We start from the raw sequence: 23,437 nt of genomic DNA, 5'->3' as shown, positions 1-23,437 counted from the left end.
CCTCCACCCCTTCTGCAAAGGACACACTCATGACAATCTGGAACGAATTGGCCGGTATCGACTTCGCGGTCAAGACCGTCGACGCCGCGGGCATCCCCACCCGCTCGCTGCAGGCCGGATCCGGTGACGAGGCCGTGGTGTTCCTGCACGGCACCAGCGGACACCTCGAGGCCTTCGCCCGCAACATCGCGGTGCACGCCGCACACTACGAGTGCCACGCGATCGACATGCTCGGCCACGGCTACACCGGAAAGCCGGACTACCCGTACGAGATTCCGCGCTACGTGGAGCATCTCGTGAACTACCTGGACGCCGTCGGGCTCGACAAGGTCCACCTGGTGGGTGAGTCGCTCGGCGGCTGGGTCGCGGCCCACCTGGCCAGTGAGCAGCCCGAGCGCGTGCTGTCGCTGCAGCTGTTGGCGGCCGGCGGCACCGTCGCCAATCCGGAGGTCATGGAGCGCATCCGCACCTCGACGACCAAGGCGGTGCAGAGTGACGACGTCGAGCTGACCCGCGCCCGGCTGCGGCTGCTCATGCACGACCCCGTCGATGCCACCGAGGAACTCGTCGAGGCGCGGCACCGCATCTACCACCAGCCGGATTTCGTCGCGAACATCCACAACCTGCTGTCCCTGCAGGACATGGAGACTCGTCAGCGCAACCTGCTGCGTCCGGACCGGCTCGCCCGGATCCAGGCGCCCACGTTGGTGGTGTGGGGACACGAGAACCCGTTCGGTGACGTGCCCGAGGCGAAGAAGATGGCGGAAGACATCCCGGGCGCGCAGTTGCAGCTCTACCCCGAGTGCGGGCACTGGCCGCAGCACGAGCAGGCGGCGCTGTACAACCCGCTGAGCCTCGAGTTCCTCGCGAAGGCCTCGGCGCAGGCGAGAAGCGTCGCCTGAGCGCTTTCCCCGCAACCCAGTCCGTGAAGCCGGTCGCGCTGTTCCGCGCGGCCGGCTTCACGCATCGAGAGGACGGTCCGTGATGCGGATACTGCTGTTGGCGCCGGACGGTCACGACGCCCTGGGACATCGCCTGCGCGGCGCGGCCCCGCGGGCCGAGGTGGTCCGGCCGGTCGCCCGGAGCCGGGCCGAACTCCATGCCCTGCTGCCCTCCGTCGACATCGTCGTCGGCGACTGGAGCGGTGAACTTCCCCTGGGTGCAGCAGAAGCGGCGATCGGCGGGCATCTGCGACTGGTCCAGCAACCGGGCGTCGGAGTGAACTGGATCGACGTGGACGCGTGGCGCCGGGCCGGGATACCGGTCGCCAACACCCCCGGGGCGAACGCGGCTTCGGTGGCGGAGTGGGCCGTCGTCGCGGCCGCGAGCCTGAGCCGTTCGATGGGCTGGGCCGACGGCCGGATCCGGGAGGGGCAGTGGCCGCAGGAGCGCATCCTCTCGCACGGTTGCCGCGACCTCGGTGAGCGCAGAGTGGGGATCGTCGGCTTCGGCGACATCGGCAGGCGCTGCGCCGGGCTGTTCGCGGCGTTCGGTTGCGAGGTCGCCTACACCGCGCGTCGTCCGAGGGGCGACGCGCCGGCACGGCACGTCGCTCTCGACGACCTGCTCGCCGGCTCCGACGTGCTCGTACTCGCGGTGCCGTTGACGCCGTCGACCCGCGGGTCGATCGGCGCACCCGAGCTCGCCCGGTTGCCGGAAGGCGCGATCGTCGTGAACGTCGCGCGCGGCCCGGTGGTCGACGAGGGCGCACTGGCGGCCGCTCTGGAATCGGGTCACCTGGGCGGCGCCGCTCTCGACGTGTTCGACCACGAGCCGCTCGCGCCGGACAGTGCCCTACGAGGGCTCGATCGGGTCCTGCTCAGCCCGCACGTCGCGGGCGGCAGCGCCACTGCGCGGCGTCGGATCTACGACATGACGGCGGCCAACGTCGGTCGCGTGTGCGGCGGCGATGCGCCGCTCTGGACGCTCTGAGCGTCGCTCGATTTGTTTCCGCTGCGTTTCGGACAATCCCCTGGGACCAGGACCGATGTTGCGCCGGAGTAAGTTCTCCGGCCCGGTCCGCACGGTGGACCGCGTTCGTTTTCGCGGCTCGCCCGCGCCGTTAGGTTTCTTCACCACGACCCCGCAAATGCGGCGCAGATCACAGAACGAAGGTGTGCACACATGGCCTGGCGATCGACTTTCGGCAAGGTGACCCTTGCATCAGCAGCGCTTGTTCTCACGGTGGCCGCCGGGGCGTGCAGCCGTCCGGCGACGCAGAGTACGGCCGACACCGGCGGCGGTCCGCTCCGGATCGCGGTGGGTATCGACGCGTCCTACGCACCGTTCTTCGTGGCCGACCAGGAAGGAATGTTCGCGGACGCCGGGCTCGACGTGCAGCTGGTCCAGTTCGGACGCGGCGGCGAGGCCGTCGACGCGCTCGCCACCGGCCAGGTCCAGGTGGCGGGCAGCTCCGACACCACGACGATCGCGCAGTTGCGGCAGAACCCGTCGCTGCGGGCGATGTACTCGTACGAGGTGTCCGGCGACTACATCAAGGTCGTCCTGCGCAACGGTGTCGACGCGGCTGCCGGGATCAAGAAGATGGGTATCGTTCCGGGACTGAGCCAGATCTCGACGGACAAGTACCTCGAGGCCAACGGAATCGCCCCGGGTGCGGTGGAAATGGTGTCGGCCACACCGACCGACATGCCGGCGCTGCTGAGCCGCGGCGACATCGACGGCTACGTGCTGTGGGAGCCGTGGCCGGCCACCGCACTGTCCCAGGGCAGCGGGCACGTCGTGGCGGTCACCGGCGACTACGACTGGTTCTACCACCACTGGGCCATCACCACGGCGCCGTGGCTGGACCAGAACGAGGACACCGCCCGCACGATCGCGAAGGTTCTCGCCGAGGCGAGCGAGCGCGTCGAGTCCGACCCGCAGGCAGCCGCCGTCGCCACCAAGAAGGCGGTCAACGTCGCCGAGGATCAGACGATCACCGCGGTCGGCGAAATCAATTTCGGTGTCGAGAATCTCACCGACAAGGACGTGGAGTCAGCACAGTCGATCGTCGACTTCTACAAGAAGATCGGCGTTCTCTCCGAGCAGCCGGACCTCACCTCGGCGATGCTGCTCGACTGGTATCAGGAGGACAAGCAGTGACAGCGACAACGACCATCAAGGGCGTCCCGATCGACGTCCGCGATCTGGGCATCAGTTTCGGTGCCGCCGAGATCGTTTCGGGTATCGACCTCGACGTGCGACCGGGTGAGTTCGTCTGCCTGCTCGGCCCCAGTGGCTGCGGCAAGTCGACGCTCCTCTCGGCGATGGCCGGCTTCGTGAAGCCGTCCGCCGGCGAGATCGTCTGCGACGGCGACGAGGTCTACGGCAGTAACCCGCACGCGGGTATGGTCTTCCAGAGTTCGGAGGCACTCTTCGAGTGGATGACCGTGAGCCAGAACGTGGCGTACGGACCCCGTATGCACGGCGCGGACAAGGCGGCGCAGTCGCGGATCGCCGCCGAGTACCTGGCGATGGTCGGCCTGCCGCACGCCGGTGGCAAGTTCCCGGCCCAGCTCTCCGGCGGCATGCGTCAGCGCGTGCAGATCGCCCGCGTGCTCGCGAACCAGCCGTCGCTGGTGCTGATGGACGAGCCGTTCGGCGCCCTCGACGCCCAGACCCGGCAGGTGCTGCAGACCGAACTCGACAGGATCTGGCGGCACACCGGCTGCACCGTCGTCTTCGTCACCCACGACATCGACGAGGCGCTCACCCTCGCGGATCGGATCGTCGTCATGTCGGCGGGACCGAAGGCGCGCATCAAGAGCGTCTACGAGGTGGATGCGCCGCGGCCGCGTGATCGTGCCCACCCCGAGGTGATCGATCTGTACGAACAACTGCGGGACGACATCCGCGCCGAGGTCGTGGCGTCGCTGCGCAACCAGGGCATCGAGGAGGACCAGCTGTGACCGCCGTGGCCGACACCCCCACCACCGTGCGCGCCGCGCGTACACCCCGCACGCGGCGCAGGAGCGCCGGAGCCTCCGCCGCGGTCCGCACCGCCCTGCTGTGGATCGCATCCGCCGCGATCGGTCTGGCGGTGTGGTCGTTCCTGGCCTGGTGGTACGGGCCCACCACGATCGCCTCGCCGGCCGAGGTGTGGACGGCGGCAAAGGAACTGGCGGAGAGCGGCGTGCTGTGGACGTCGATCTGGGCGTCCGCGCAGCGCATCCTCATCGGCTGGAGCCTCGGCGTCGTGATCGGTGCCCCCATCGGCATCCTCATGGGTCGCGTGAACATCGTCCGGCAGCTGCTCGATCCGTACATCGAGTTCTTCCGCTTCATCCCGCCGATCGCCTTCGTGACCCTCGCGGTCGTGTGGTTCGGGATCGGCGAGACCTCCAAGGTCGTCCTGATCTTCTACACCTCGGTCTTCATCGTCACCGTCAGCACGATCGCCGCGACCGTCGCGATCAGCGAGAACAAGCTTCAGGCGGCGACGAATCTGGGGGCGGGCAAGCTCCAGATCATGAAGACGGTGGTGCTCCCGTCGTCGGTGCCCGGCATCATCACCGGCGCCCGCCTCGCGATGGGCAACAGCTTCCTGACGATCGTCTCCGCCGAGATCGTGGCCGCCGACCACGGCATCGGGTCGATGATCTGGCAGGCACGCAACTACGGCCGTATCGACTGGACGTTCGTGGGCATCATCGTGCTGGGCATCATGGGCTTCCTGTTCGACCGGATCCTGCGCCTGCTCTCCACGCGGTACCTCGCCCGATACGGCGTCAAGTAGATCCACCCCTCCGCCGAACCAGAAGGGACGCAATGACTCACGCACCCACCATCGCAGAGTTGGCCGGAATCCCCGGACGACCCGAGTCCGACGACATCGCGACCGAGCGCCGGCGCCGGAAGATCGCGGTGATCGGCGGCTACCGGATCCTCTCGCGCTTCGGGCTCGACGAGGGCATCTCGGGGCACATCACGGCCCGGGATCCGGAGCGTCCCGACACGTTCTGGACGGCGCCCTTCGGTCGGCACTTCTCGCAGGTAGGCCCGGACGAACTGCTGCACGTCGACTCCGACGGCACGATCCTGTCGGGCGACGGGCCGCTCAACCGGGCCGCTTTCGTGATCCATTCCAAGGTGCACGAGGCACGACCCGACGTCGTCGGTGCCGTGCACGCCCACGGGTTGCAAGGCAAGGCGTTCTCGTCGCTGCACCGCCTGCTCAGCCCCATCACGCAGGACGCGTGCGCCTTCTACCAGGACCATTCGATCTACGACGAGTACCACGGTGTCGCACTCGACGAGGACGAGGGGCTGCGCATCGCGGCCGCGCTGGGGTCCCACAAGGCGGTCGTCCTGAGCAACCACGGACACCTCACGGTCGGCACGTCGGTCGAGAGTGCCGTGTGGTGGTACGTGTCGATGGAACGATCGATGCAGGCCGAGCTCGCCGCCCGTGCGGCCGGGGAACCCGTTGCGCTGCAACATGACGTCGCGGCCCAGACGTACGAGGCGGTCGGCACCGAGAAGGTGGGCTGGTTCGCCTACTCCACCATCATCCAGAAGATCGCCGCGGAGGAATCCCACATCTTCGGCTGACTTCGCGGCACCCCGTGACGGCGGGCCCACCGGCAGACCTCCCCCTTCGCCGGTGGGTCCGCCTTTCGGCGTGCGCACGTTCCCGCCCGTGCGGACCGAACACAGTCTGCTGACCGGACCGGTTTCATATGGCAAGGGCGCCAACATGATTAGCGTTGCCGGCATGAACGCTTCGTCCAACGCCTCGACCGCACTCGAGGTCGACATCCTGATCATCGGCGCCGGCCCGGCGGGCCTCTACGGCGCGTACTACGCCGGTTTCCGGGGCCTACGGGTGGCCGTGCTGGACGCGCTGTCCGAGCCCGGCGGTCAGGTGAGTGCGATGTACCCGGAGAAGGCCATCCTGGACATCGCCGGGTTCCCCTCGGTGAAGGGGCGCGACCTGATCGACGGTCTGCTCCGGCAGGCCGATCCGTACGACCCGTCGTACCTGCTCGGGGAGCAGGCGCAGACACTGACGCACGACGCCGACGGTCGCGCCGTGGTCGGAACGAGCAAGGGACGCACCGTGACCGCCGGTGCGGTGATCGTCACCGGGGGCATCGGAACCTTCACACCGCGGCCGCTGGCCAAGGGGCTCGACTTCCTCGACCGCGGCCTGAGCTACTTCGTCCCCGATCTGTCGGTGCACGCGGACAAGGACGTGGTGATCGTCGGCGGTGGCGACAGTGCCTTCGACTGGGCGGTCCACCTCGAGCCGATCGCGTCGTCGGTCACCCTGGTGCACCGCCGCGACAAGTTCCGTGCTCACGCCGCGACCGTCACGAAAGTGCGCGAGAGCAGTGTGCGGATGATCGTCAACGCCGACGTGTCCGCGGTGCGCGGCAACGGCTGGATCTCCGAGGTCGACGTCGCGCACAAGCTCGAGAAGAGCACCAGTACGCTGCCCGCGCAGTCCGTCATCGCCGCACTCGGCTTCACCGCGGACCTGGGACCACTGACCGAGTGGGGCCTCGAGATCGACTCGCGCCATATCGTCGTCAACACCCGCATGGAGACCGCGGTTCCCCGCGTGTACGCGGCCGGCGACATCACCGACTACCCCGGCAAGGTTCGGCTCATCGCGGTGGGCTTCGGCGAGGCGGCGACCGCCGTCAACAATGCCGCCGCCGTGATCGACCCCGACGCCGAGATCTTCCCCGGACATTCCACCGAACAGGAGGGCTGAACAATGGCATTCGTCATCGGCGAGGCATGCATCGACTACATGGACCGTTCCTGCATGGAGGAGTGCCCGGTCGACTGCATCTACGAGGGGGAGCGCAAGCTCTACATCAATCCGAACGAGTGTATCGACTGCGGTGCATGCGAACTCGCGTGCCCGGTCGAGGCGATCACCGTCGACCGGAAGGCGGATCCGGAGTTCAAGGAGGACGCCAAGCGGTTCTTCCTCGAGATCCTGCCGACGCGCGCGGAGCCGGTCGGTAATCCGGGCGGCGCGGCCAAGATCGACGTGATCGGCGTCGACACCCCGATGGTGGCGGCCTTCTGATGGGCGTGCGGTTCGGCTATGCGGACACCTCGTTCGGCCAACTGCACTACGCCGAGCAGGGGCGGGGACCGGTGATCCTGCTGCTGCATCAGACGCCGCGCTCGTGGGACGAGTTCCGCGAACTCATCCCGTTGTTGGCGAACAACTTCCGGGTGATCGCGATGGACATGGTCGGGTTCGGGGCGAGCGCGTCGCTTCCCGCCCCGCAGACCGTCGAGGACTTCGCGCAGGGGGCGTGGGAGCTGCTCGATGCCCTGGGCGTCGACCGGGCTACCGTGCTCGGGCACCACACCGGTGCGGCCGTGGCCCTCGAAATGGCCGCGGCCGCGGCCGACGGCGGGCGGCTCGACGCGGTCGTGCTGTCGTCGTGCCCGTGGGCGGACGCGCAGTACCGCGCCGGCCACACGGGCGCGGGCGGGGTGGACTGCGCCGAGCATGTCCCCGACGGCGCGCACCTGCGGAGGCTGTGGGATCTGCGCCGTCCGTACTACCCGGCGCCGGCCACGGACCTGCTGGACCGGTTCCTCCACGACGCTCTCTCCTTCGGCGTCGACCCGGCCGAGGGACACCGCGCGTGCGGTCGGTACCGGATGGAGGAGCGGATCGGCTCCGTCACGGTGCCGGTGCTGCTGATCGGGGCGGGCGCCGACCCGTTCTCGATGCCGGCCCTGCCGAAGCTGCGCGAGCACCTCGTCGGGGCACCGTCGGTGACCGAGGTCGTGATCGAGGACGGCACCGTGGCCCTCGTCGAACGGCACGCGGATCGCGTCGCGACAGCGGTGTGCGAGTTCCTGGCGAATGTGAACACCACCGCCGCACCGGTGACGGCGGACACCCTGGTCGCGCGGCATTTGTAAACCCTGTGAAACCGGTCCGCTGGACGGAACGTGTGACGTGCGTCTCGGGACTTTGGTCCCTAGCGTCACTGGCACCGACAGGGCTACACCGCTCGGACCTCCGAGTCGGAGAGAGCCCCAGAGTGTCAGGAGGCCGCAGTGACGACAGCGATGCAGCGATCGGTCGATATCGGTTCGGTGGTGCCGATCCAGGCGGCGCGAGGACAGGGCGGTGAGATGTCGTCGGTGCTGGGAAAGGCCCGCTCGATCCTCGACGCGTTCGACAACGACCACAGCGATCTGTCGCTCACCGAGTTGACGCGCCGCAGCCGGGTCGCGAAGGCCACGGTGCACCGTCTCGCGGGGGAGCTGGTCGAGTGGGGCCTGCTCGAGCGGGCCGGCACGAAGTACCGCCTGGGGCTGCGCCTGTTCGAGTTGGGGCAGTTGGTGCCCCGGCAGCGCATCCTGCGCGACGCCGCCCTGCCGTACATGGAGGACCTCCTGCTCGCGACGCAGGAAACGGTGCACTTCGCGGTGCGGGACGGGATCGACGTCCTCTACATCGAGAAGATCATCGGCCACCGCGGGCTCAATCAGCAGTCCCGCGTCGCGGGCCGACTCCCGTTGTACTGCACGGCCACCGGGAAGATGATCCTGGCGTTCTCGCCGCAGTCGGTGTTCGACGAAGTGGTCGAACAGGGCTTCACTGCGCTCACGTCGCGTACGACGATGTCGGTGTCGGTGCTGCGTCAGCAGCTCGAGCGGATGCGCAAGGAGCAACTGGCGGTCGAGGTCGAGGAGACTCGTCTCGGCTACATGAGCGTCGCGGTTCCGGTCTTCAGTGGTCCCACCACGATCGCCGGGGCGCTGTCGGTGACCGGCCCCACCGTCCGGCTCAACGTCAGCCGGGTGACCGGCGCGCTGCGCACCGCGGGGATGGGGATCAGCCGCGCCCTGCACGCGATGAAGTGCACGCACGCACCCGCCGACCTCGCGCGGGGAATGGCCTGCAGCCCCACGATGTGCTCGTTCAACGGCTGCGGTAAGTGATCGGCGTCGTCAGCGGCCGGGGGCGATCCCGGCCGCTTCGGCGTCCCAGGTGCTCGTCCCGACTCCGCGTTCGCGCAGCTCCGCCTTGCGCACCTTGCCCGTCTCGGTGAGCGGCAGGGCGTCCACGACGTCGACGTACCGGGGCAGGGCGAAGTAGGAGAGGCGCGGCTCGGCGAACCGGCGCAGGTCGGCGGGGTCGAGGCGGTGCCCGGGCCGACCGACGACGGCGGCCATCACCTCGTCCTCCGCCAGCTGCGACGGGACGGGGAACACCGCGACCTGCGCGACCGCCGGGTGCTGCGCGAGCACGTCCTCCACTTCGGTCGACGAGATGTTCTCGCCGCGGCGCCGGATGACGTCCTTGACCCGGTCGACGAACCGGAACCACCCGTCGGCCTCGCGGATCACGCGATCGCCGGTGGCCAGCCACGCGCCGGGGGCCGGGGGTGGGTCCCCGAGGTAGCCGAGTGCGAAGGCGCCGTCGAGTTCGGTGCGCACCAGCAGTTCGCCCGGGACGCCGTCCGGTACGGGAGTGCCGGACGGGTCGACCACGAGCGCGCCGTATCCCGGCACGACCGTGCCGAGGTAGCCCGCCCGCCGGTCACCCGGCCCGGTCCCGAGCACCAGATTCGTCTCGGTGGTGCCGAAGCCGTCGATCAGCTCGATGCCGAACCGGTCCCGGAACGGCCGCCACAGCCGCTCGGGTGTCGCGGGAGAGAGCGCCCGGGTCGCCCGGTGCGCGCGGTCGTCGGGGGACGGCGGCCGGCCGGCGAGCATCGCGACCATCGCCCCGAGCAGGTACACGACGGTCGCGTCCGCGTCCGCGACGCGTCGCCAGTACTCGCGAACCGAGAAATGCTGTCCCAGAACGAAGGTCCCACCCGCCACCACGGCCTGGAAGAACGCGTTGATGGCGTTGGTGTGGAACAGCGGCAATCCGTTGTAGAGGACGTCGTCCGCATCCAGGTCGAGCGATGCGCCCACGCCCAGCCCCCACCACAGGAACTGGGCGTGCGGACACAGCACGCCCTTCGGCAGCCCGGTGGTGCCGGAGGTGAACAGCACGGCCGCCGGGTCCAGCGCCGAGATCGTCTCGGCCGACGGTAGTGGCGGCGAATCCGGTTGCGGCGCCGCGTCGGAGCCGACGATCCACAGCTCACCGCGGAAGCCCGCTCCCTCGACCCGGGTGACGTATTCCGGTTCGACGAGCAGCCACCGCGCACCCGACGCGGCGAGGACGTGGCTGAGAGCGTCGCCGCGGAAAGCGGTGTTGAGCGGCACCGCGACGGCGCCAAGCCACGCGCAGCCGAGGATCAGATCGAGCGCCTCGATGCGGTTCGCCGTCATCGCGGCAACAGGATCACCGCGCCGCACCCCGCGGCGCGCGAGTGATCCGGCCGTCGCGGCCGCGCGGTGCGCCAACTCGCGGTAGCTCACCCGCACGTCGCCGACGCGCAGTGCCGGATGATCGCCGCGTCGAACGGCGCGGTCGAGAAGTAGCGCCGGAATCGTCATCGGCTCCGGTAGCGGCAGCGCTCCGGTCACGGTGTCACGGCACGACGACGGCGCGGCCCGTGACCTTGCCCTCGCGCATCAGCTGCAGCGCGTCGGCGATGTCGTCGAGCGGGAACTGCTGGACCGCGAGGCGGATGTCGCCGGCGACGAGGCGGGCGATCAGCTCCGGGGCGAGCTCGGCCTGGCGTGCGGTCTTGCGGATCATGTTGACCGGCAGGATCGCGACGTCACTGAGCAGCCAGTTCGGCAGGTCGATCGTGAGCTGCGTGCCGAGGGTGTATCCGATCAGTGCGGCCCGCCCGCCCGGCACGACACGTGCGAGCAGGTGCGGCAGTGCGTCGCCGCCGAGGGTGTCGATCAGGACGTCCGCGACCGGCTCGGGACCGAGCGCCTCGGCCACCTCCGCGTCGCGCCCGACGATCGCCCGGACGCCCTCCGGCACCAGCGCGGCCTGGTCCTCGCGGGGCACCACCCCGATCACTTCGGAGGCGCCGGCCAGCAGCGCGAACTGTGCGGCCATCGCCCCCACCGCACCCGAGGCGCCGGACACGATCACCCGTTCGCCGACCCGGACGTCGGCGACGTCGTGGACGGCGACGTACCCGGTGGTGCTGGGCAGTAGGAAGGTCGCCGCGACCGCGGGGTCGAGGCCCGAATCGAACGGGGTGAACGCCTTGTCCGCCGCCACCACGTATTCGGCCCAGCAACCGTTCTTGAACAAACCGACCCCGCCGCCGCGCACCAGGACCCGGGTTCCGGGCTCGAAGGTGTCGGATTCGACGACGGTGCCGGCGCCGTCGGTGCCGCCGATGTGCGGCAGCGCCGGACGGACGTCGAAGTTGCCGCTCGCGACCGTCATGTCGAGGTGGCCGAGCGCGGCCGCGTCGATCCGGACGAGCGTCTGGCCGGAATCACGAGCGGGGACGTCGACGTCGTCGACCACGGGGGCCTGTCCGAAACTGTGGAGCCGGGCGGCGCGCATGTGTTCTCCTTCTGGATCTTTCGAGCAGTGGACCGGTCGTCGGACCGTGTGGATCGGGTCGGGTCAGGTCAGCACGCCGTCGGCGCGCAGTCGGGCGATGGACTCGGGCGGGTAGCCGGCGACGTCGCGGAGCACGTCGTCGGTGTCGGCGCCGAGCAGTGGCGCCGCGCGGCGGACGGTCACCGCGGCGCCCACCCGCACCGGTGCGCCCTCGTGCAGGAACCGGCCGGCCTTCGGGTGATCGCCGGGAACGTAGTAGCCGCGTGCCCGCAGATGCGGGTCGCTCTCGACCAGGTCGCGGCCGTTCTGGACGGTCCCGGCGGGCACGCCGACGGACTGGAGGATTTCGGCGACGGTCTCCGCGGGCAGAGATGCCGTCCACGCCGCGATCGTGTCGGCGATCTCGGCCTCGTGTTCGCGGCGCCCCGCTGCGGTTCGGAACCTGTTGTCCTCGGCCCACTCCGGACGTCCGAGCGCCCCACTCAGACGTCGCCAATCGGCGTCGTCGCGGACCGCGATCGCGCACCAGCGGTCGGCACCGAGGCATCGGAACACTCCGTGCGGCGACATCGTCGGGTGGGAGTTGCCGATCGGGGCGGGGAACCGACCGGTGCCGGTTGCCTGCACGACGCTGGTTCCCATGTGCGAAGCCATCGCCTCGAGTTGGGACAGGTCCACGTGCTGTCCCCGGCCGGTGCGGTCGCGGTGCTCGAGTGCGGCCAGGACGGCGGTGGCCGCCTGCAGTCCGGCCACGATGTCACCGTGCCCGTAGATCACGCCCACCACCCGGTCGGCGCTCCACCCGGTCAGCGCCGTCAACCCAGTTGCGGCGGAGACGATGTCGGCGTACGACACCCAGCCGCTCCGTGGTCCGGTGTGGCCCATGCCGGACATCGAGACGTACACGATGTCGGGGCGCAGTTCGCGCAGTCGCTCGTAGCCGAAGCCCATCTTCTCCATGACGGAGGAACTGAAGTTCTCCACCACGACGTCGCTCCGCACGATCAGATCGGCCAGGACCTCGAGCCCGGCGGGGGAGCGGGTGTCGAGGGTGATGCTGCGCTTGTTCCGGTTGACGTCGTTGAAGTACCCGCTGGTGTCGGGATCGTCGTGCGGGCCCCGGGACAGGTGCATGAACGGCGCGAACCGTGTCGGGTCCGGTCGGCCGAGCGACTCGACCTTGACGACGTCGGCGCCGTGATCGGCGAGGATGCGGGTGCAGTACGGTCCGGCGAGCACCCAGGTGAGGTCGAGGACGCGGATGCCGTCGAGCGGAAGTGGCGCCGAATCCCCCTCCGGCACGGGTCGATCCCGAACCGTCGATCGGTCGAGCAGCGCCTGGTGCTCGCCGAGATCCGCCACCGCGAGATCGCGCACGCGGGCGCCCTCCGGGAATGCGAACCCGAAACCCAGGTCGCGGGTGACTCCGTCGCGCGAGACCACGTCGACGAAGAAGTCGCGGTCGTTCAGTTGCGGGTTGACGAGCAACTCGTCCGGGCGGTCGACGGCCGACCACGGCAGCTTGCGAGCCTGCGCCGCGACCGCGAACTCCTCCTTCGTCCACTTGTCGAGGAATCGCTGAACCACCTCGAAGATGTGGTCCTGGTGCTCCTTTCGCTCCACCGGATCGCTCCAACGGGGATCGGTGAGGTCGTCGGCCGCGCCCTCGTCGACCAGCCACGCCAGCAGTGCGTCCCACATCCGGGGGCTGCCGCCCAGGCCGCCACCCAGCAAGCCGTCGGCGGCACGGAACAACCCGTGCGGCACCAGCGGATGCACCCGGCCGGGGCGCGGCGGCACCCGATCCTCGTGCAGGTAGGCGAGGGTCCCGGCCTCGAGGCTCGCCGCGACGCATTCCTGGGCCGAGACGTCGATCGTCGGCACCGGTCCGCGTCGGCGTGCCCGCAGTCCCAGCAGCGCCGCGATGGCGGCGTTGACGCCGGCCAACTGTTCGGCCTGGCCCTCGGGGAGCAGCAGCGGCGGACCGCCCGGATCGCCCACCTGGGCGAGCATGCCGCCGAGCGCGGCGACGGTGAGGTCGGTTGCCGCCCAATCGCGGCGCGGGCCGTCGATGCCGAACGGGGTCACCCGGACGTGCACAGTCGAACCATTCTGCACCGCAACCGGTTCGGCCCCCGGCGCGCTGCCGTCGAGCACGATGTCCGACGCGTCGACCAGCCGTGCGAGGTCGCGGCGTCCGGCCTCCGCCCCGAGATCGAGGACGACGGACTTCTTCCCGGCATGCCAGTGGGCGTACGCCTGCCCGCCGAACTCGTGTCGGCTCGGGTCGCCGTCTGCGGGTTCGACGAGGACGACGTCGTAGCCGAGGCCGACGAGGATCCGTCCGGCGAAGCGGGTGAAGGGGCTCGAGAGTTCGACCACCCGGATTGCGGATTCGACCACGGCTGCTCCGATCGGTGACGCGGGTTCTTCGGTGAGTGCGCCGACACTATGGCGGCGTGGTGCCGACGGGAAACGATTCCGTTCTGCTGACCGAACCGGGCCCGATCCGGTCGGCAGAACGGTGTCGTCATCCGTTCTCGGCGTGCTCGGTGACCCAGCCGTGCAGCATCACCGTGTCGGTGTCGACGGAACCGGTGATCTTGCCCTGGTCACGGAAGAAGGTGACCAGGTCGTCGGCGCGGGCGGTGTCGTCGGCGGTGAAGTCGCGCCCGACGAAGTCGATCTGGGTGACCGTGCGCTTCGCCTCCGCCGGATCCATCTGGATGGCCGACGATATCGCGGTGGCCGCACGGTCGGGGTCCGAGTTCACGATCGCGGCCGCGTCGGCGACGACGGCGAACACCCGGGCCGCCAGATCCTCGTTGGCGGCCAGCCACGACTCCGAGGCGAGCAGCCACTGCGAGTACCGGGCGCCGAAGTCACCGCTCGTTCCGGCGACGCGTCCGCCGGTGGCGACGGCTTGTGCAACCCACGGATCGAACGAGATGAAACCGTCGATGTCACCGCGGGTGAGCAGCGCCGGCTGCTCCGGCGGGCTGGTGCTCACCAGCTTCACAGCGGCCGGGTCCAGGCCGAGGCTGCGCAGGTACGCGTCGGTGAAGTACAGGCCGATGCCGGGGAACACTCCCATCGTCTTGATCGACTGTGGCGTGACGCCCGGGCGGAGCACCACCTGGAAGTAGCGGTCGGACTCCTCGTAGACGCCGAGCGCGCGCAGGCTCGGGTTGGCGGCCATCACCGTCAGAGCGGTCGAGTCGGCGTTGCCGGACATCTCGGAGGTGCCGGCCACGACGTTCTGGGCGCTCGCGGCACCGCCCTCGGTCTGGATGATCTGCACGTTCAGGCCGGCCGCCTCGAACAGGCCCTCCTTCTCCGCCACGAAGAACGGTGCATAGGACGGGTCGACGCCGACCGAGATGCGGACGAGGCCGTCGGTCGAGGCGGACGCCGACTCGGAGGCGGGCCGCGAACACGCGGTGGTGGCGACGGCGACCGCGGCCAGGGCGGCGACGGCGGTGACGGCGCGGCGCCGGAATCTGGATGTCATAGAGTGTCCTTCGTGAAGAGTGGGATGGTCGGCGCGGGGTTCAGCGGCCGGTGAACGACGGGGCCCGCTTGTCGAGGAAGGCCTGCAAACCCTCGGCGGTGTCGCGGGTGCGGATCAATTCGAGGACGGCGGCGAACTCGACGTCGAGCGCCTCGTCGAGCGGAAGCGTGCGGCCCTCTTCGACGATCCGCTTGAGCAGGCCGATGGTGGCCGTCGGCTTCGCGGCCAGCTCGACCGCGAGTGCGGCTGTACGGGAATCGAATTCCGCGTCCGGCACGACTTCGTCGACGAGGCCGATTCGCAGGGCCTCCGCCGCGGTCAGTCGGTCCCCGCGGATCATCAACAACTTCGCGCGATGCGCGCCGAGGAGCCGGGGCAACCGTTGGCTGCCGCCCGCGCCGGGGAAGAGTCCGAGCCCCATCTCGGGGAACCCGATCGTCGCGGACTCGGACATCACCCGGAGATCGCACGCGAGGGCGAGTTCGGCGCCGCCGCCGAGAGCGTGCCCGTTCAGCGCCGCGACAACGGGTTTCGGCGCCGTCTCCAGCAGCTTCTGCACGTCGATCCACGGCCGCATCGCATGCTGTGTCTGCTCGGTGAGCTCGCGCATCACCCGGATGTCCGCACCGGCGACGAAGAACCGCCCGGTTCCACGCACGACGAGGCAGCGGACGTCAGGGTCGGTGACGAGCGGGGGCAGCACGGCGAGCAGTTCGGCGATCAACGCGGGATCGAACGCGTTGGCGGGTGGTCGGTCGATCGTGATCGTCGCGACGCCGTTCGAGCGGGTCACGTCGACGCACGCAGTGGTGGGTGGGCTTTCGGTCGTCATGGTGGCTCCAGATCTCGGTGAGACGGGTCCGGTGAACCCGCAGAGAGGAGCCGAGTATCGACGGGAGGTGCCGCGGTGGGCACGACCGACGGTCCGGTGGGCGAACCGGAAACGTCCCCGTAACGACGGGAGACGCCGCGCCCACCGGGCCGGACGCCGGATCAGGGCAGCGATGCCCCGCGTCGGTCGAAGCTCGCCCGGCGTTCGATCAGCTGCTGGATGCGATCGGCGGGAGTGGCCCGCGCGACCGCGGGATCGAGGGCTGAATCCAGTTGCGCGAACGGCACGGTCGTGACGACCGGGCGCTGTTGACGCTCGAGGTGTGTTGCCAGTAGTTCAGCGACGTGAACCAGTAGTTGCCCAGCTACAGGCCCAGACAGCCGGCGTTCGCGCGATCGACCGCGATCGCGGTCGCCTCGTCGCGTTGTCCACCCCACGATCCGCGAACACTCGCTCGGCCGCGCGGATCGAACGGCGGCGCGTCTCTGTCGGATCAGGCGGCATCGGGCGAATGTAGTCGGCTCGTCACGGGAGGGCAATCGCCCCCGGATACGCGAAATGCGCGGTGCGCGGGACCTCCCCCTGCTCGCACACCGCGCATTTCGCGCCGTGACCCTGCCCGTCAGAGCAGGTGGACCCTCTTGTACAGCACCTTGGACGGTCCGCCGACGAGGCCGACACTGTCGAGGAAGCTCATGAGCTTCGAACCCGAAGTACGGATCCTGTCGTGGTGGTGCTTGTTGGTGCGCGCGACCTCGAGTGCGCGTTCCTTGTCGAGACCGGCGTTCGCGTACACGTCGGGGTGGATCATGCTCTTCATGACGAAGTAGACGGTGGCGGCGGTGCTGACCCGCTCGAACGCCCGACGGGCACGCGATGCGCCCTGCAGTCGGCGCGTGACCTCCTCGCGGGCGAAGCGGATGTGCCGCGCCTCCTCGAGAACGTGGATCTTGCTGACGGTGCGCGTGATCGGCTGGACCCGCTCGTCCTTCATGAAGTCGCGCTGCATCATGTCGAGGATCTCCTCGGCCGCCATGACGCTCGCGTACGCGTTCGCGCCGCGGAAGAGACCGCCCCACAGGCGACCGGCCTTGTGGATGAACGTGATCGGGCCGTAGTCGGGCATCCCGAACTTTTCGCCGGCCCGCGCGAACATCACCGAGTGGCGGCACTCGTCGGCCACCTCGGTGAGCGCGAACTGCACGTGGCGCGAATGCTTGTCGCGGCCGTACACGTCGCGCAGCAGCATCTGCATGAGCAGGATCTCGAACCACAGGCCCACGCTCGAGACGCTCGCGGCCTCGTGCTTGGTGAGCTCGATCTTCTGCTCGTCCGTCATCTCGTCCCACAGCGCGGTGCCGTACAGCGTGCTCCACTCGGGCGTGAGACCGAACTTGTCCGTGGGGAGGGGCGCGTTCCAGTCGACCTCGACCATCGGGTCGTACGACTTGCGCGCCGACGACGCGAGCAGGCGCCGCGCGGTTTCCTCGCGGTCGGACACCGGCGGTGCTGTGCGGGTCGACGGAATCGCAGTGGTCATGACGCCCCCTCTGTTGTCACCGCCGCGGTCGCGGCGAGCCATCTGTGTGTGACGATCGGTAACTGTTAGCTGAACCATACAATGGCGATTGTCACGATGGCAATGGGTCGGGTGCGGGGGCGACGCCGTCGGAGCTACCGGGCCCCTCTCAGTTCGGTTGCCACATCACGGACGAGAGCGCCGATCTCGGCGTAGCGATCGGGCGTGAGCCGGGTGTCCGGGCCGCTCACGATCACCGCGCCGACCGGGCTTCCCGTCGAATCCGTGATCGCGGCCGCGATACTCGTCGATCCCGGCTGCACGGCGCCCTCGCACAGCGACCACCCCCGGGTACGGATCTCGGTGTAGGCGTCGTCGGTGAGCAGGGCGGCGGGGTCGGCGGCGAAGCCGGCGCGGTCGTCGGGGGTGAGGAGGGCGCAGATCGCGCGGCCGGCCGCACTGGCCTCGGCCGGGTGGACCTGCCCGACCTGCAGTGTCGTGCGGACGATCTGTTTTCCCTCGGCGACGTCGACGACGGTGATCGTCGAGCCGTCGAGGATCGCGAGATGGGCCGTCTCGCCCGTCGCATCCCGCAGTGAACCCAGGAGCGTGCGGGCGCGGACCGGGAGTGGTGACGCCGCGAGTGCGCGCCCCGCGACGATCAACGGTTTGGTCGACACCTCCCAGCGCGGCGGTGAATCGGAAAGCGGGCGAATCCATCCCGCGTCGTGCAGGGTCGCGAGAGTGCGCTGAAGTGCGCTCTTGTCCTCGTCGAGCACGCGGGAGAGTTCGGTCAGTCCGATCGGCTGGTGTTCGGCGACGGCCTCGACCACGCGGAGACCGCGCGCGAGCGTGCCCAATGTCTTGACTGAGATGTAGATCACCCCTACTGTGTATCTGCAAGTGATACCTAGTATCGCATAGTGATACGAGCTGGGCAAGGCCTCTCACGAAGAAGCCTCCCGTGATCCGATCCTCCGAAGGAGCGTGCCGTGACGGCTGTCAATCAGGAACTCGACCCCGAACTCTTCAACCCCGAGCCGGAACCGGCCGAGGTCAAGTACACGGTCATCTCCGTCGACGACCACGTGGTCGAGCCGGCTCACCTGTTCGACACGTGGATGCCCGCCTCCTTGAAGGATCGCGGCCCGAAGATCCTCGAAGGTGAGGACGGCTCGCAGGTCTGGGAGTTCGACGGCAACATCTACTCCCAGGTGGGTATGAACGCCGTCGCGGGACGCCGCAAGGAGTCCGTGAAGTACGAGCCCTTCCGCTTCGATCAGATGCGCCCGGGCTGCTACGACATCCATGCGCGCGTCAAGGACATGGACAAGGGCGGCATCTGGGCGATGCTGAACTTCCCGTCCCAGATCACCGGCTTCTGTGGCCGCGTGTTCGCGCACGCCTCCGACAAGGAGGTCGGCATCGCCGCGGTGCGCGCGTGGAACGACTGGCTCTACAACGAGTGGTACCTCGAGTACCCGACCCGCGTGATCCCCGGCGGCATCACCTACCTCACCGACCCGGTCGAGGCCGTCAAGGAGATCGAGCGCAACGCCGCGCGCGGCTTCACGTCGGTCACCTTCCCCGAGCGTCCGCACGCGATCGGCCTGCCGTCCCTGTGGGATCGCGATCACTGGGATCCGATCATCCAGGCGTGTGTCGACACCGACACCGTGATCTCGCTGCACGTCGGCAGTTCGGGCATGTACCAGTACCCGAAGGGCGCGCCGGGACTGCAGTTGGGCGCCACCATGTTCGGCCAGCTGTCGCTCGGCGCATGCAGCGAGTGGCTGTGGTCGGGCTACCCCAAGGATCACCCGACGCTGAAGATCGCGATGAGCGAGGGCGGCATCGGCTGGGTGCCGATGCTGATCGACCGCCTGGACAACATCATCGACCGGTCCGGGTACGGCCTGGGCTGGGACGAGCGTCCGGCGGACATCCTGCGCCGGAACTTCTGGTTCTGCACGCTCGACGACCCGTCCACCATCGCGCTGCGGCACGTCATCGGCGTCGAGAACATCATGCTCGAGACGGACTACCCGCACGGCGACGGCACGTGGCCGCACACCCAGAGTGTGCTCGAGAAGTACTGGGGCGACATCCCCGCCGACGAGATGCGGAAGATGTGCAGCGAGAACGCCGCCAAGCTGTACCGCCACCCGCTGCCCGAGATCGTGCTGCCCCGAGGCTGAGGGGGATCGGCTTGCTCGTCGACGTAGGCGGAGTGGAGATCGCCACGCGGGTGGTCGGTTCGGGGCCACCGTTGCTCCTCCTGCACGGGTACCCGCAGACCGGTCGCGTCTGGCGGCGGGTCGCGGACGCATTGGCGGACCGCTTCACGGCCGTGACCACGGATCTGCGGGGCTGCGGCGAGAGCAGCAAGCCGGCGGGCGAGGACACCCACACGACGTATTCGAAGCGCGCGATGGCCGGCGATCAGGTGGAGGTCATGTGCAGCCTGGGCTTCGAGAGATTCGCGGTCGCCGGCCACGACCGGGGCGCCCGAGTGGTGCATCGCATGTGCCTCGATCACCCGGGCCGGGTGGTGCAGGCGGCACTGCTCGACATCCTGCCGACCTCCGAGGTCTACGCGACCACCGATCGGCAGTTGGCGACGATGTACTTCCACTGGTTCTTCCTGATCCGGCCGCACGCTCTCGCCGAGCAGCTCATCGACGGGAATCCGGATGCGTGGATGGACAACGTGCTCGGGCTGGCGGGTGGGGCGGACAGCTCGATGTCGGAGGACGACATCGAGCACTACAAGAGCTGTTTTCGGGATCCGGCGGTGGTGCACGCGACGTGCGAGGACTACCGGGCCGGCGCGTCCGTCGACCTCGAGCACGATGCGCTCGACGCCGGGCGCCTGATCCCCTGCCCGGTGCTCGTCCTGTGGGGTGACCGGGGTCCGCTCACCCGGCGCGAACACCCCCTGAACGTCTGGAAGCGATTCGCCCGCGACGTCACCGGACACGCCGTCCCGGGGGGACATTTCTTCATCGACGACTCGCCCGACGACGTCGGGCGGGCACTCGCAGAGTTCTTCGAACCGTGGCGGTGCGGCGAACTCGACTGAGCGACACCGAGGCCGGTGCGCCTCGCAACACGAGAGGAGATACTTCGTTGGAATTCACACCCACCGCAGATCGTCTGATCCCGGAACTCGATGCGCGGGAGGAGATGGTCATGCTCGGCCGCACCCTCTGGAACGAGGGGTACCGCGACCACCTGGCCGGCCACATCACCTACAACCTCGGTGACGGCACCCTGCTGTGCAACCCGTGGCTGCTGACGTGGGAAGAGGTCTGTCCGGCCGACCTGCTGCGAATCGACCTGCAGGGCAACCTGCTCGAGGGTGATTGGCCGGTGCCGCTGGGCATTCCGCTGCACCTCGCGCTGCACAACGCCCGACCCGAGGTGGTGTGGGCGCTGCACAACCACTCCGAGTACGGGACGGTGTGGGGCGACATCAAGGAGGTGCCGCCCGCGTACGACCAGAGTTCGAGCCTGGGTGGCGGCGAGGTGGTCCTCGTCGACGAGTACGACGGCGCCGTCAACAGTATGGAGGCGGCCGAGAAGGCGGTTCGTGCGATCGGGGATGCCGACCGGGCACTGCTCGGCGGGCACGGCGTCTTCGTCATCGCGGACACCGCGAAGGCGGTGTTCCTCCGCGCGGTCGCGCTCGAGCAGCGCTGCAAGAACGCGTGGATGGTGCGCGTTGCCGGCGGACCGGAGAAGACGTCGCTGCCGGACTGGTGGCTCGACCGGCAGCTGAAGAACGACGGCAACGGCTTCCACGGATTCTGGGAGGCTGCGGTGCGCAAGGAGATGCGGGCCGATCCTGTTCTCGCACAGAAGATCCTGTCGCGGCAGCGATGACCGAGACGTACTCGGCCGATACGGCGGCGGGCCCGGACCTGGACGCGTCCGGGTCCGCCGCCGCGGACCGTCCGGCCCACGTCCTCGGCTGGGTGGCAGCCCGGCGGGCCGACGGCGAGGCCGACCGGTGACGCCGACGACGGTGCTCGTTCCCGACGAGCGCGGGATGTTCGCACTGGCGGGGATACCGCACGTGCACGCGGTCGCGTACGACCCGGAGCGCCCGCACCTCCCGGTCGGTGCCGGCGACGCCGAGATCCTCGTCGCGCACCGCCTCGATCCGGCGGAGTCGGCGCCCCTGTTCGCCCAGCTACCGCGGCTGCGGATGGTGCAACTGTTCAGTTCGGGTGTCGAGCGGTGGACGCACGTGGTGCCCGACGGCGTCGCCCTGTCCAACGCGGACCGTGCTCACGGCGGCGCGGTCGCGGAATGGGTCGTCGCGCAGTTGCTCGCACACGTCCGTGACCTCTCCGGTTACCGGATCAAGCAGCAGAACCGGCAGTGGGAGGCGCATCGCACCGGGACGCTGTCGGACAGGAACGCGCTCGTGTTCGGGGCCGGGGACATCGGTGAGAACATTCGTCGACGGCTCGAACCGTTCGGCTGTACGGTCACCCTCGTCGGACGGACTGCGCGACCGGGCATCGTGGATTTCGCGCAGGGCCGGGCCATGCTCGGTGACCGGGACGTCGTGATCCTGGCTCTGCCGCTGGACGATTCGACGGTGCGCCTCGTGGATGCGGGGTTCCTCGCGACGATGAAGGACGGTGCGGTGCTGATCAATGCCGGACGGGGTGAGCTCGTGGACACGGAGGCCCTTCTGGGAGAGAGCGGGCGCGTGAACGCGATCCTCGATGTCACCGATCCCGAACCACTTCCCGTCGAGCACCCGCTGTGGAGCGCCCCCGGCGTCGTGGTGACGCCGCACGCCGCGGGCATCACCGACGACGTGCTCGACCGGTGCTGGTCCGCGGTCGCGCGCAAGATCGCCGCGTACGTCGCCGAGTCCCGTGCGACGGTGACCGGGTGAGGGCCTTCGGATTCGACTGGCAGTGGCGGGCGTCCGGAGAGCCGATCAGCATCGAGGACTACCGGCGCGCCGCCGGTCGCACGGTGCCGCGGATGGTGTGGTCGTACATCGAGGGCGGCGCCGACGACCTGCGCACCGTCGCGGGCAACCGGTCGGCGTTCGACGACTGGTGGCTGGTGCCGAGTGTCCTGGCCGGCCACGACACCCACGATCTGTCCACTCGGGTCGCGGACCTGCCGGTCTCCATGCCGGTTCTCACCGCACCGACGGGGTTCAACGGCTTGACCCGGTGGAGCGGCGACCTGGACGCGATCCGGGCCGCCGAGCGTGTGGGCACGCGGTGCGTCGTGAGCACGGCGTCGACGTGGTCGGTCGAGGAGATCGCGGACGCGGCCGGCGAGCGGCACGGCTTCCAGTTGTATCCCGGTTCGGGGGGCGTGGCCGCCGCGCTCATGCGCCGGGCGTGGTCGGCCGGATTCCGGTCCCTGTTCGTCACGGTCGACGTTCCGGCAGTCGGGAACCGCGAGGGCGAGAAGCGGGAGGGGATGGGCGTCCCGCCCGTCCTCACCCCGCGTCGCCTGCTCGACGTGTCGCGGCACCCGCGGTGGGCCTACGACGTCGTGAAGCACCGGCGGATCGGTGGTCGCAACCTCGCGTCCGGAGACGGAGTGACCGCGGCACTCGCGTCGATCGAGGTTCAGGAGCGCCACCTCGTCCAATCGCGGCTGAACTGGGACGACGTGGCCTGGATGCGGGACAACTGGCAGGGCACCGTGCACCTCAAGGGGGTGCTGCGCCCCGAGGACGCGGTGCGGGCCGTGGGCCTCGGGCTGGACGGCGTCGTCGTGTCGAATCACGGTGGCCGGCAACTGGACGGCTGCGTGCCGACGCTGACGGCCCTCCCCGACGTGGCCGACGCCGTCGCCGGACGCGCCGAGGTACTGCTGGACGGGGGTATCCGGCGCGGCACCGACGTGATCAAGGCGCTCGCCCTCGGGGCGGACGCGGTGCTGGTCGGAAGGCCCTGCCTGTACGGCATGGCGGTCGCCGGTGACCGCGGCGTCGAGCATGTGCTGACGATCCTGCGCGACGAGATCGCGCGCGGGCTCACGCTGCTCGGGGTGCGCGACGTTCACGACCTCGACCGATCCCACGTGCGCGCGGTGACGCCCGGCGAGAACACGGTTTCGATCGGAGCGATTACCACCCAGTGAGACTCTCGCCACAACGGA

Annotated in this window: 23 protein-coding genes; 16 read left to right on the top strand and 7 right to left on the bottom strand. The window is 69.4% G+C overall.

Translation table 11 applies throughout. The features are described 5' to 3' along the window. Positions 1 to 29 precede the first annotated feature (29 nt). The 10 genes from ABEU20_RS05575 to ABEU20_RS05530 all read left to right on the top strand — a co-directional run bounded on the left by ABEU20_RS05575 (position 30) and on the right by ABEU20_RS05530 (position 8,931). Positions 30 to 902: an alpha/beta fold hydrolase gene (locus ABEU20_RS05575; RefSeq protein WP_420163407.1), complete on the top strand. Its 873-nt coding sequence runs from the start codon at positions 30 to 32 to the stop codon at positions 900 to 902. Positions 903 to 984: 82 nt separating this feature from the next. After that, a complete protein-coding gene (locus ABEU20_RS05570; RefSeq protein WP_420163905.1) occupies positions 985 to 1,932 on the top strand; it encodes a 2-hydroxyacid dehydrogenase in 948 nt (315 codons plus the stop codon). A gap of 219 nt (positions 1,933 to 2,151) precedes the next feature. Next, complete coding sequence (locus ABEU20_RS05565) at positions 2,152 to 3,105, top strand: ABC transporter substrate-binding protein (protein ID WP_420163406.1); 954 nt, start codon at positions 2,152 to 2,154, stop codon at positions 3,103 to 3,105. Then, positions 3,102 to 3,911, top strand: coding sequence for an ABC transporter ATP-binding protein (locus ABEU20_RS05560; protein ID WP_420163405.1), 810 nt, complete (start codon positions 3,102 to 3,104; stop codon positions 3,909 to 3,911). Before ABEU20_RS05565 ends, ABEU20_RS05560 begins: the two co-directional genes overlap by 4 nt. After that, positions 3,908 to 4,738 carry an ABC transporter permease gene (locus ABEU20_RS05555; protein WP_420163404.1) on the top strand — a complete coding sequence of 277 codons (831 nt, stop codon included), beginning with the start codon at positions 3,908 to 3,910 and terminating at the stop codon, positions 4,736 to 4,738. Before ABEU20_RS05560 ends, ABEU20_RS05555 begins: the two co-directional genes overlap by 4 nt. A 32-nt stretch (positions 4,739 to 4,770) precedes the next feature. Continuing rightward, a complete protein-coding gene (locus tag ABEU20_RS05550; protein ID WP_420163403.1) occupies positions 4,771 to 5,553 on the top strand; it encodes a class II aldolase/adducin family protein in 783 nt (260 codons plus the stop codon). A gap of 163 nt (positions 5,554 to 5,716) precedes the next feature. Then, a complete protein-coding gene (locus ABEU20_RS05545) occupies positions 5,717 to 6,721 on the top strand; it encodes an NAD(P)/FAD-dependent oxidoreductase (protein WP_420163402.1) in 1,005 nt (334 codons plus the stop codon). A gap of 3 nt (positions 6,722 to 6,724) precedes the next feature. After that, positions 6,725 to 7,045 (top strand): DUF362 domain-containing protein, encoded by a 321-nt coding sequence (locus tag ABEU20_RS05540; RefSeq protein ID WP_420163401.1) that lies wholly within the window; start codon positions 6,725 to 6,727, stop codon positions 7,043 to 7,045. Beyond that, the gene (locus tag ABEU20_RS05535) at positions 7,045 to 7,902 is read left to right on the top strand and encodes an alpha/beta fold hydrolase (protein WP_420163400.1); all 858 of its coding nucleotides are present in this window, start codon (positions 7,045 to 7,047) and stop codon (positions 7,900 to 7,902) included. The genes ABEU20_RS05540 and ABEU20_RS05535 overlap by 1 nt, the downstream gene beginning before the upstream one ends. Positions 7,903 to 8,040: 138 nt before the next feature. Further along, a complete protein-coding gene (locus tag ABEU20_RS05530; RefSeq protein WP_420163399.1) occupies positions 8,041 to 8,931 on the top strand; it encodes an IclR family transcriptional regulator in 891 nt (296 codons plus the stop codon). A 9-nt stretch (positions 8,932 to 8,940) separates the two neighbouring features. Here the strand turns inward: ABEU20_RS05530 and ABEU20_RS05525 are convergent, their stop codons facing one another. From ABEU20_RS05525 to ABEU20_RS05495, 7 genes are all read right to left on the bottom strand, one after another. Continuing rightward, positions 8,941 to 10,446 (bottom strand): AMP-binding protein, encoded by a 1,506-nt coding sequence (locus tag ABEU20_RS05525; RefSeq protein WP_420163904.1) that lies wholly within the window; start codon positions 10,444 to 10,446, stop codon positions 8,941 to 8,943. 34 nt (positions 10,447 to 10,480) lie between these two features. Next, positions 10,481 to 11,428, bottom strand: a complete 948-nt coding sequence (locus ABEU20_RS05520) for a quinone oxidoreductase family protein (RefSeq protein ID WP_420163398.1) — start codon at positions 11,426 to 11,428, stop codon at positions 10,481 to 10,483. A gap of 63 nt (positions 11,429 to 11,491) precedes the next feature. After that, positions 11,492 to 13,831, bottom strand: a complete 2,340-nt coding sequence (locus tag ABEU20_RS05515; RefSeq protein WP_420163397.1) for a CaiB/BaiF CoA-transferase family protein — start codon at positions 13,829 to 13,831, stop codon at positions 11,492 to 11,494. A gap of 127 nt (positions 13,832 to 13,958) precedes the next feature. Beyond that, positions 13,959 to 14,939 (bottom strand): ABC transporter substrate-binding protein, encoded by a 981-nt coding sequence (locus tag ABEU20_RS05510; RefSeq protein WP_420163396.1) that lies wholly within the window; start codon positions 14,937 to 14,939, stop codon positions 13,959 to 13,961. Positions 14,940 to 14,979: 40 nt separating this feature from the next. Then, positions 14,980 to 15,771, bottom strand: coding sequence for an enoyl-CoA hydratase/isomerase family protein (locus ABEU20_RS05505; RefSeq protein WP_420163395.1), 792 nt, complete (start codon positions 15,769 to 15,771; stop codon positions 14,980 to 14,982). A 622-nt stretch (positions 15,772 to 16,393) separates the two neighbouring features. Further along, the gene (locus ABEU20_RS05500; RefSeq protein WP_420163394.1) at positions 16,394 to 17,311 is read right to left on the bottom strand and encodes an AurF N-oxygenase family protein; all 918 of its coding nucleotides are present in this window, start codon (positions 17,309 to 17,311) and stop codon (positions 16,394 to 16,396) included. 134 nt (positions 17,312 to 17,445) lie between these two features. Next, positions 17,446 to 18,174 (bottom strand): IclR family transcriptional regulator, encoded by a 729-nt coding sequence (locus ABEU20_RS05495; RefSeq protein ID WP_420163393.1) that lies wholly within the window; start codon positions 18,172 to 18,174, stop codon positions 17,446 to 17,448. Positions 18,175 to 18,282: 108 nt separating this feature from the next. Between ABEU20_RS05495 and ABEU20_RS05490 the strand changes: the two genes are divergently transcribed. The 6 genes from ABEU20_RS05490 to ABEU20_RS05465 are packed head-to-tail and all read left to right on the top strand — an operon-like array spanning position 18,283 to position 23,419. Then, positions 18,283 to 19,488 (top strand): amidohydrolase family protein, encoded by a 1,206-nt coding sequence (locus ABEU20_RS05490; RefSeq protein ID WP_420163392.1) that lies wholly within the window; start codon positions 18,283 to 18,285, stop codon positions 19,486 to 19,488. A gap of 11 nt (positions 19,489 to 19,499) precedes the next feature. Then, positions 19,500 to 20,372 (top strand): alpha/beta fold hydrolase, encoded by an 873-nt coding sequence (locus ABEU20_RS05485; protein ID WP_420163391.1) that lies wholly within the window; start codon positions 19,500 to 19,502, stop codon positions 20,370 to 20,372. A 47-nt stretch (positions 20,373 to 20,419) separates the two neighbouring features. Further along, the gene (locus ABEU20_RS05480; protein ID WP_420163390.1) at positions 20,420 to 21,175 is read left to right on the top strand and encodes a class II aldolase/adducin family protein; all 756 of its coding nucleotides are present in this window, start codon (positions 20,420 to 20,422) and stop codon (positions 21,173 to 21,175) included. After that, positions 21,172 to 21,306: a hypothetical protein gene (locus tag ABEU20_RS05475; protein ID WP_420163389.1), complete on the top strand. Its 135-nt coding sequence runs from the start codon at positions 21,172 to 21,174 to the stop codon at positions 21,304 to 21,306. Before ABEU20_RS05480 ends, ABEU20_RS05475 begins: the two co-directional genes overlap by 4 nt. Then, the gene (locus ABEU20_RS05470) at positions 21,303 to 22,205 is read left to right on the top strand and encodes an NAD(P)-dependent oxidoreductase (protein ID WP_420163388.1); all 903 of its coding nucleotides are present in this window, start codon (positions 21,303 to 21,305) and stop codon (positions 22,203 to 22,205) included. The genes ABEU20_RS05475 and ABEU20_RS05470 overlap by 4 nt, the downstream gene beginning before the upstream one ends. After that, positions 22,202 to 23,419 (top strand): alpha-hydroxy acid oxidase, encoded by a 1,218-nt coding sequence (locus ABEU20_RS05465; RefSeq protein WP_420163387.1) that lies wholly within the window; start codon positions 22,202 to 22,204, stop codon positions 23,417 to 23,419. Before ABEU20_RS05470 ends, ABEU20_RS05465 begins: the two co-directional genes overlap by 4 nt. The last annotated feature ends 18 nt before the right edge of the window (positions 23,420 to 23,437 follow it).

Source organism: Rhodococcus parequi (assembly GCF_046042785.1).
GTDB lineage: Bacteria > Actinomycetota > Actinomycetes > Mycobacteriales > Mycobacteriaceae > Prescottella > Prescottella parequi.
This window is presented reverse-complemented; position numbering and strand designations above follow the sequence as displayed.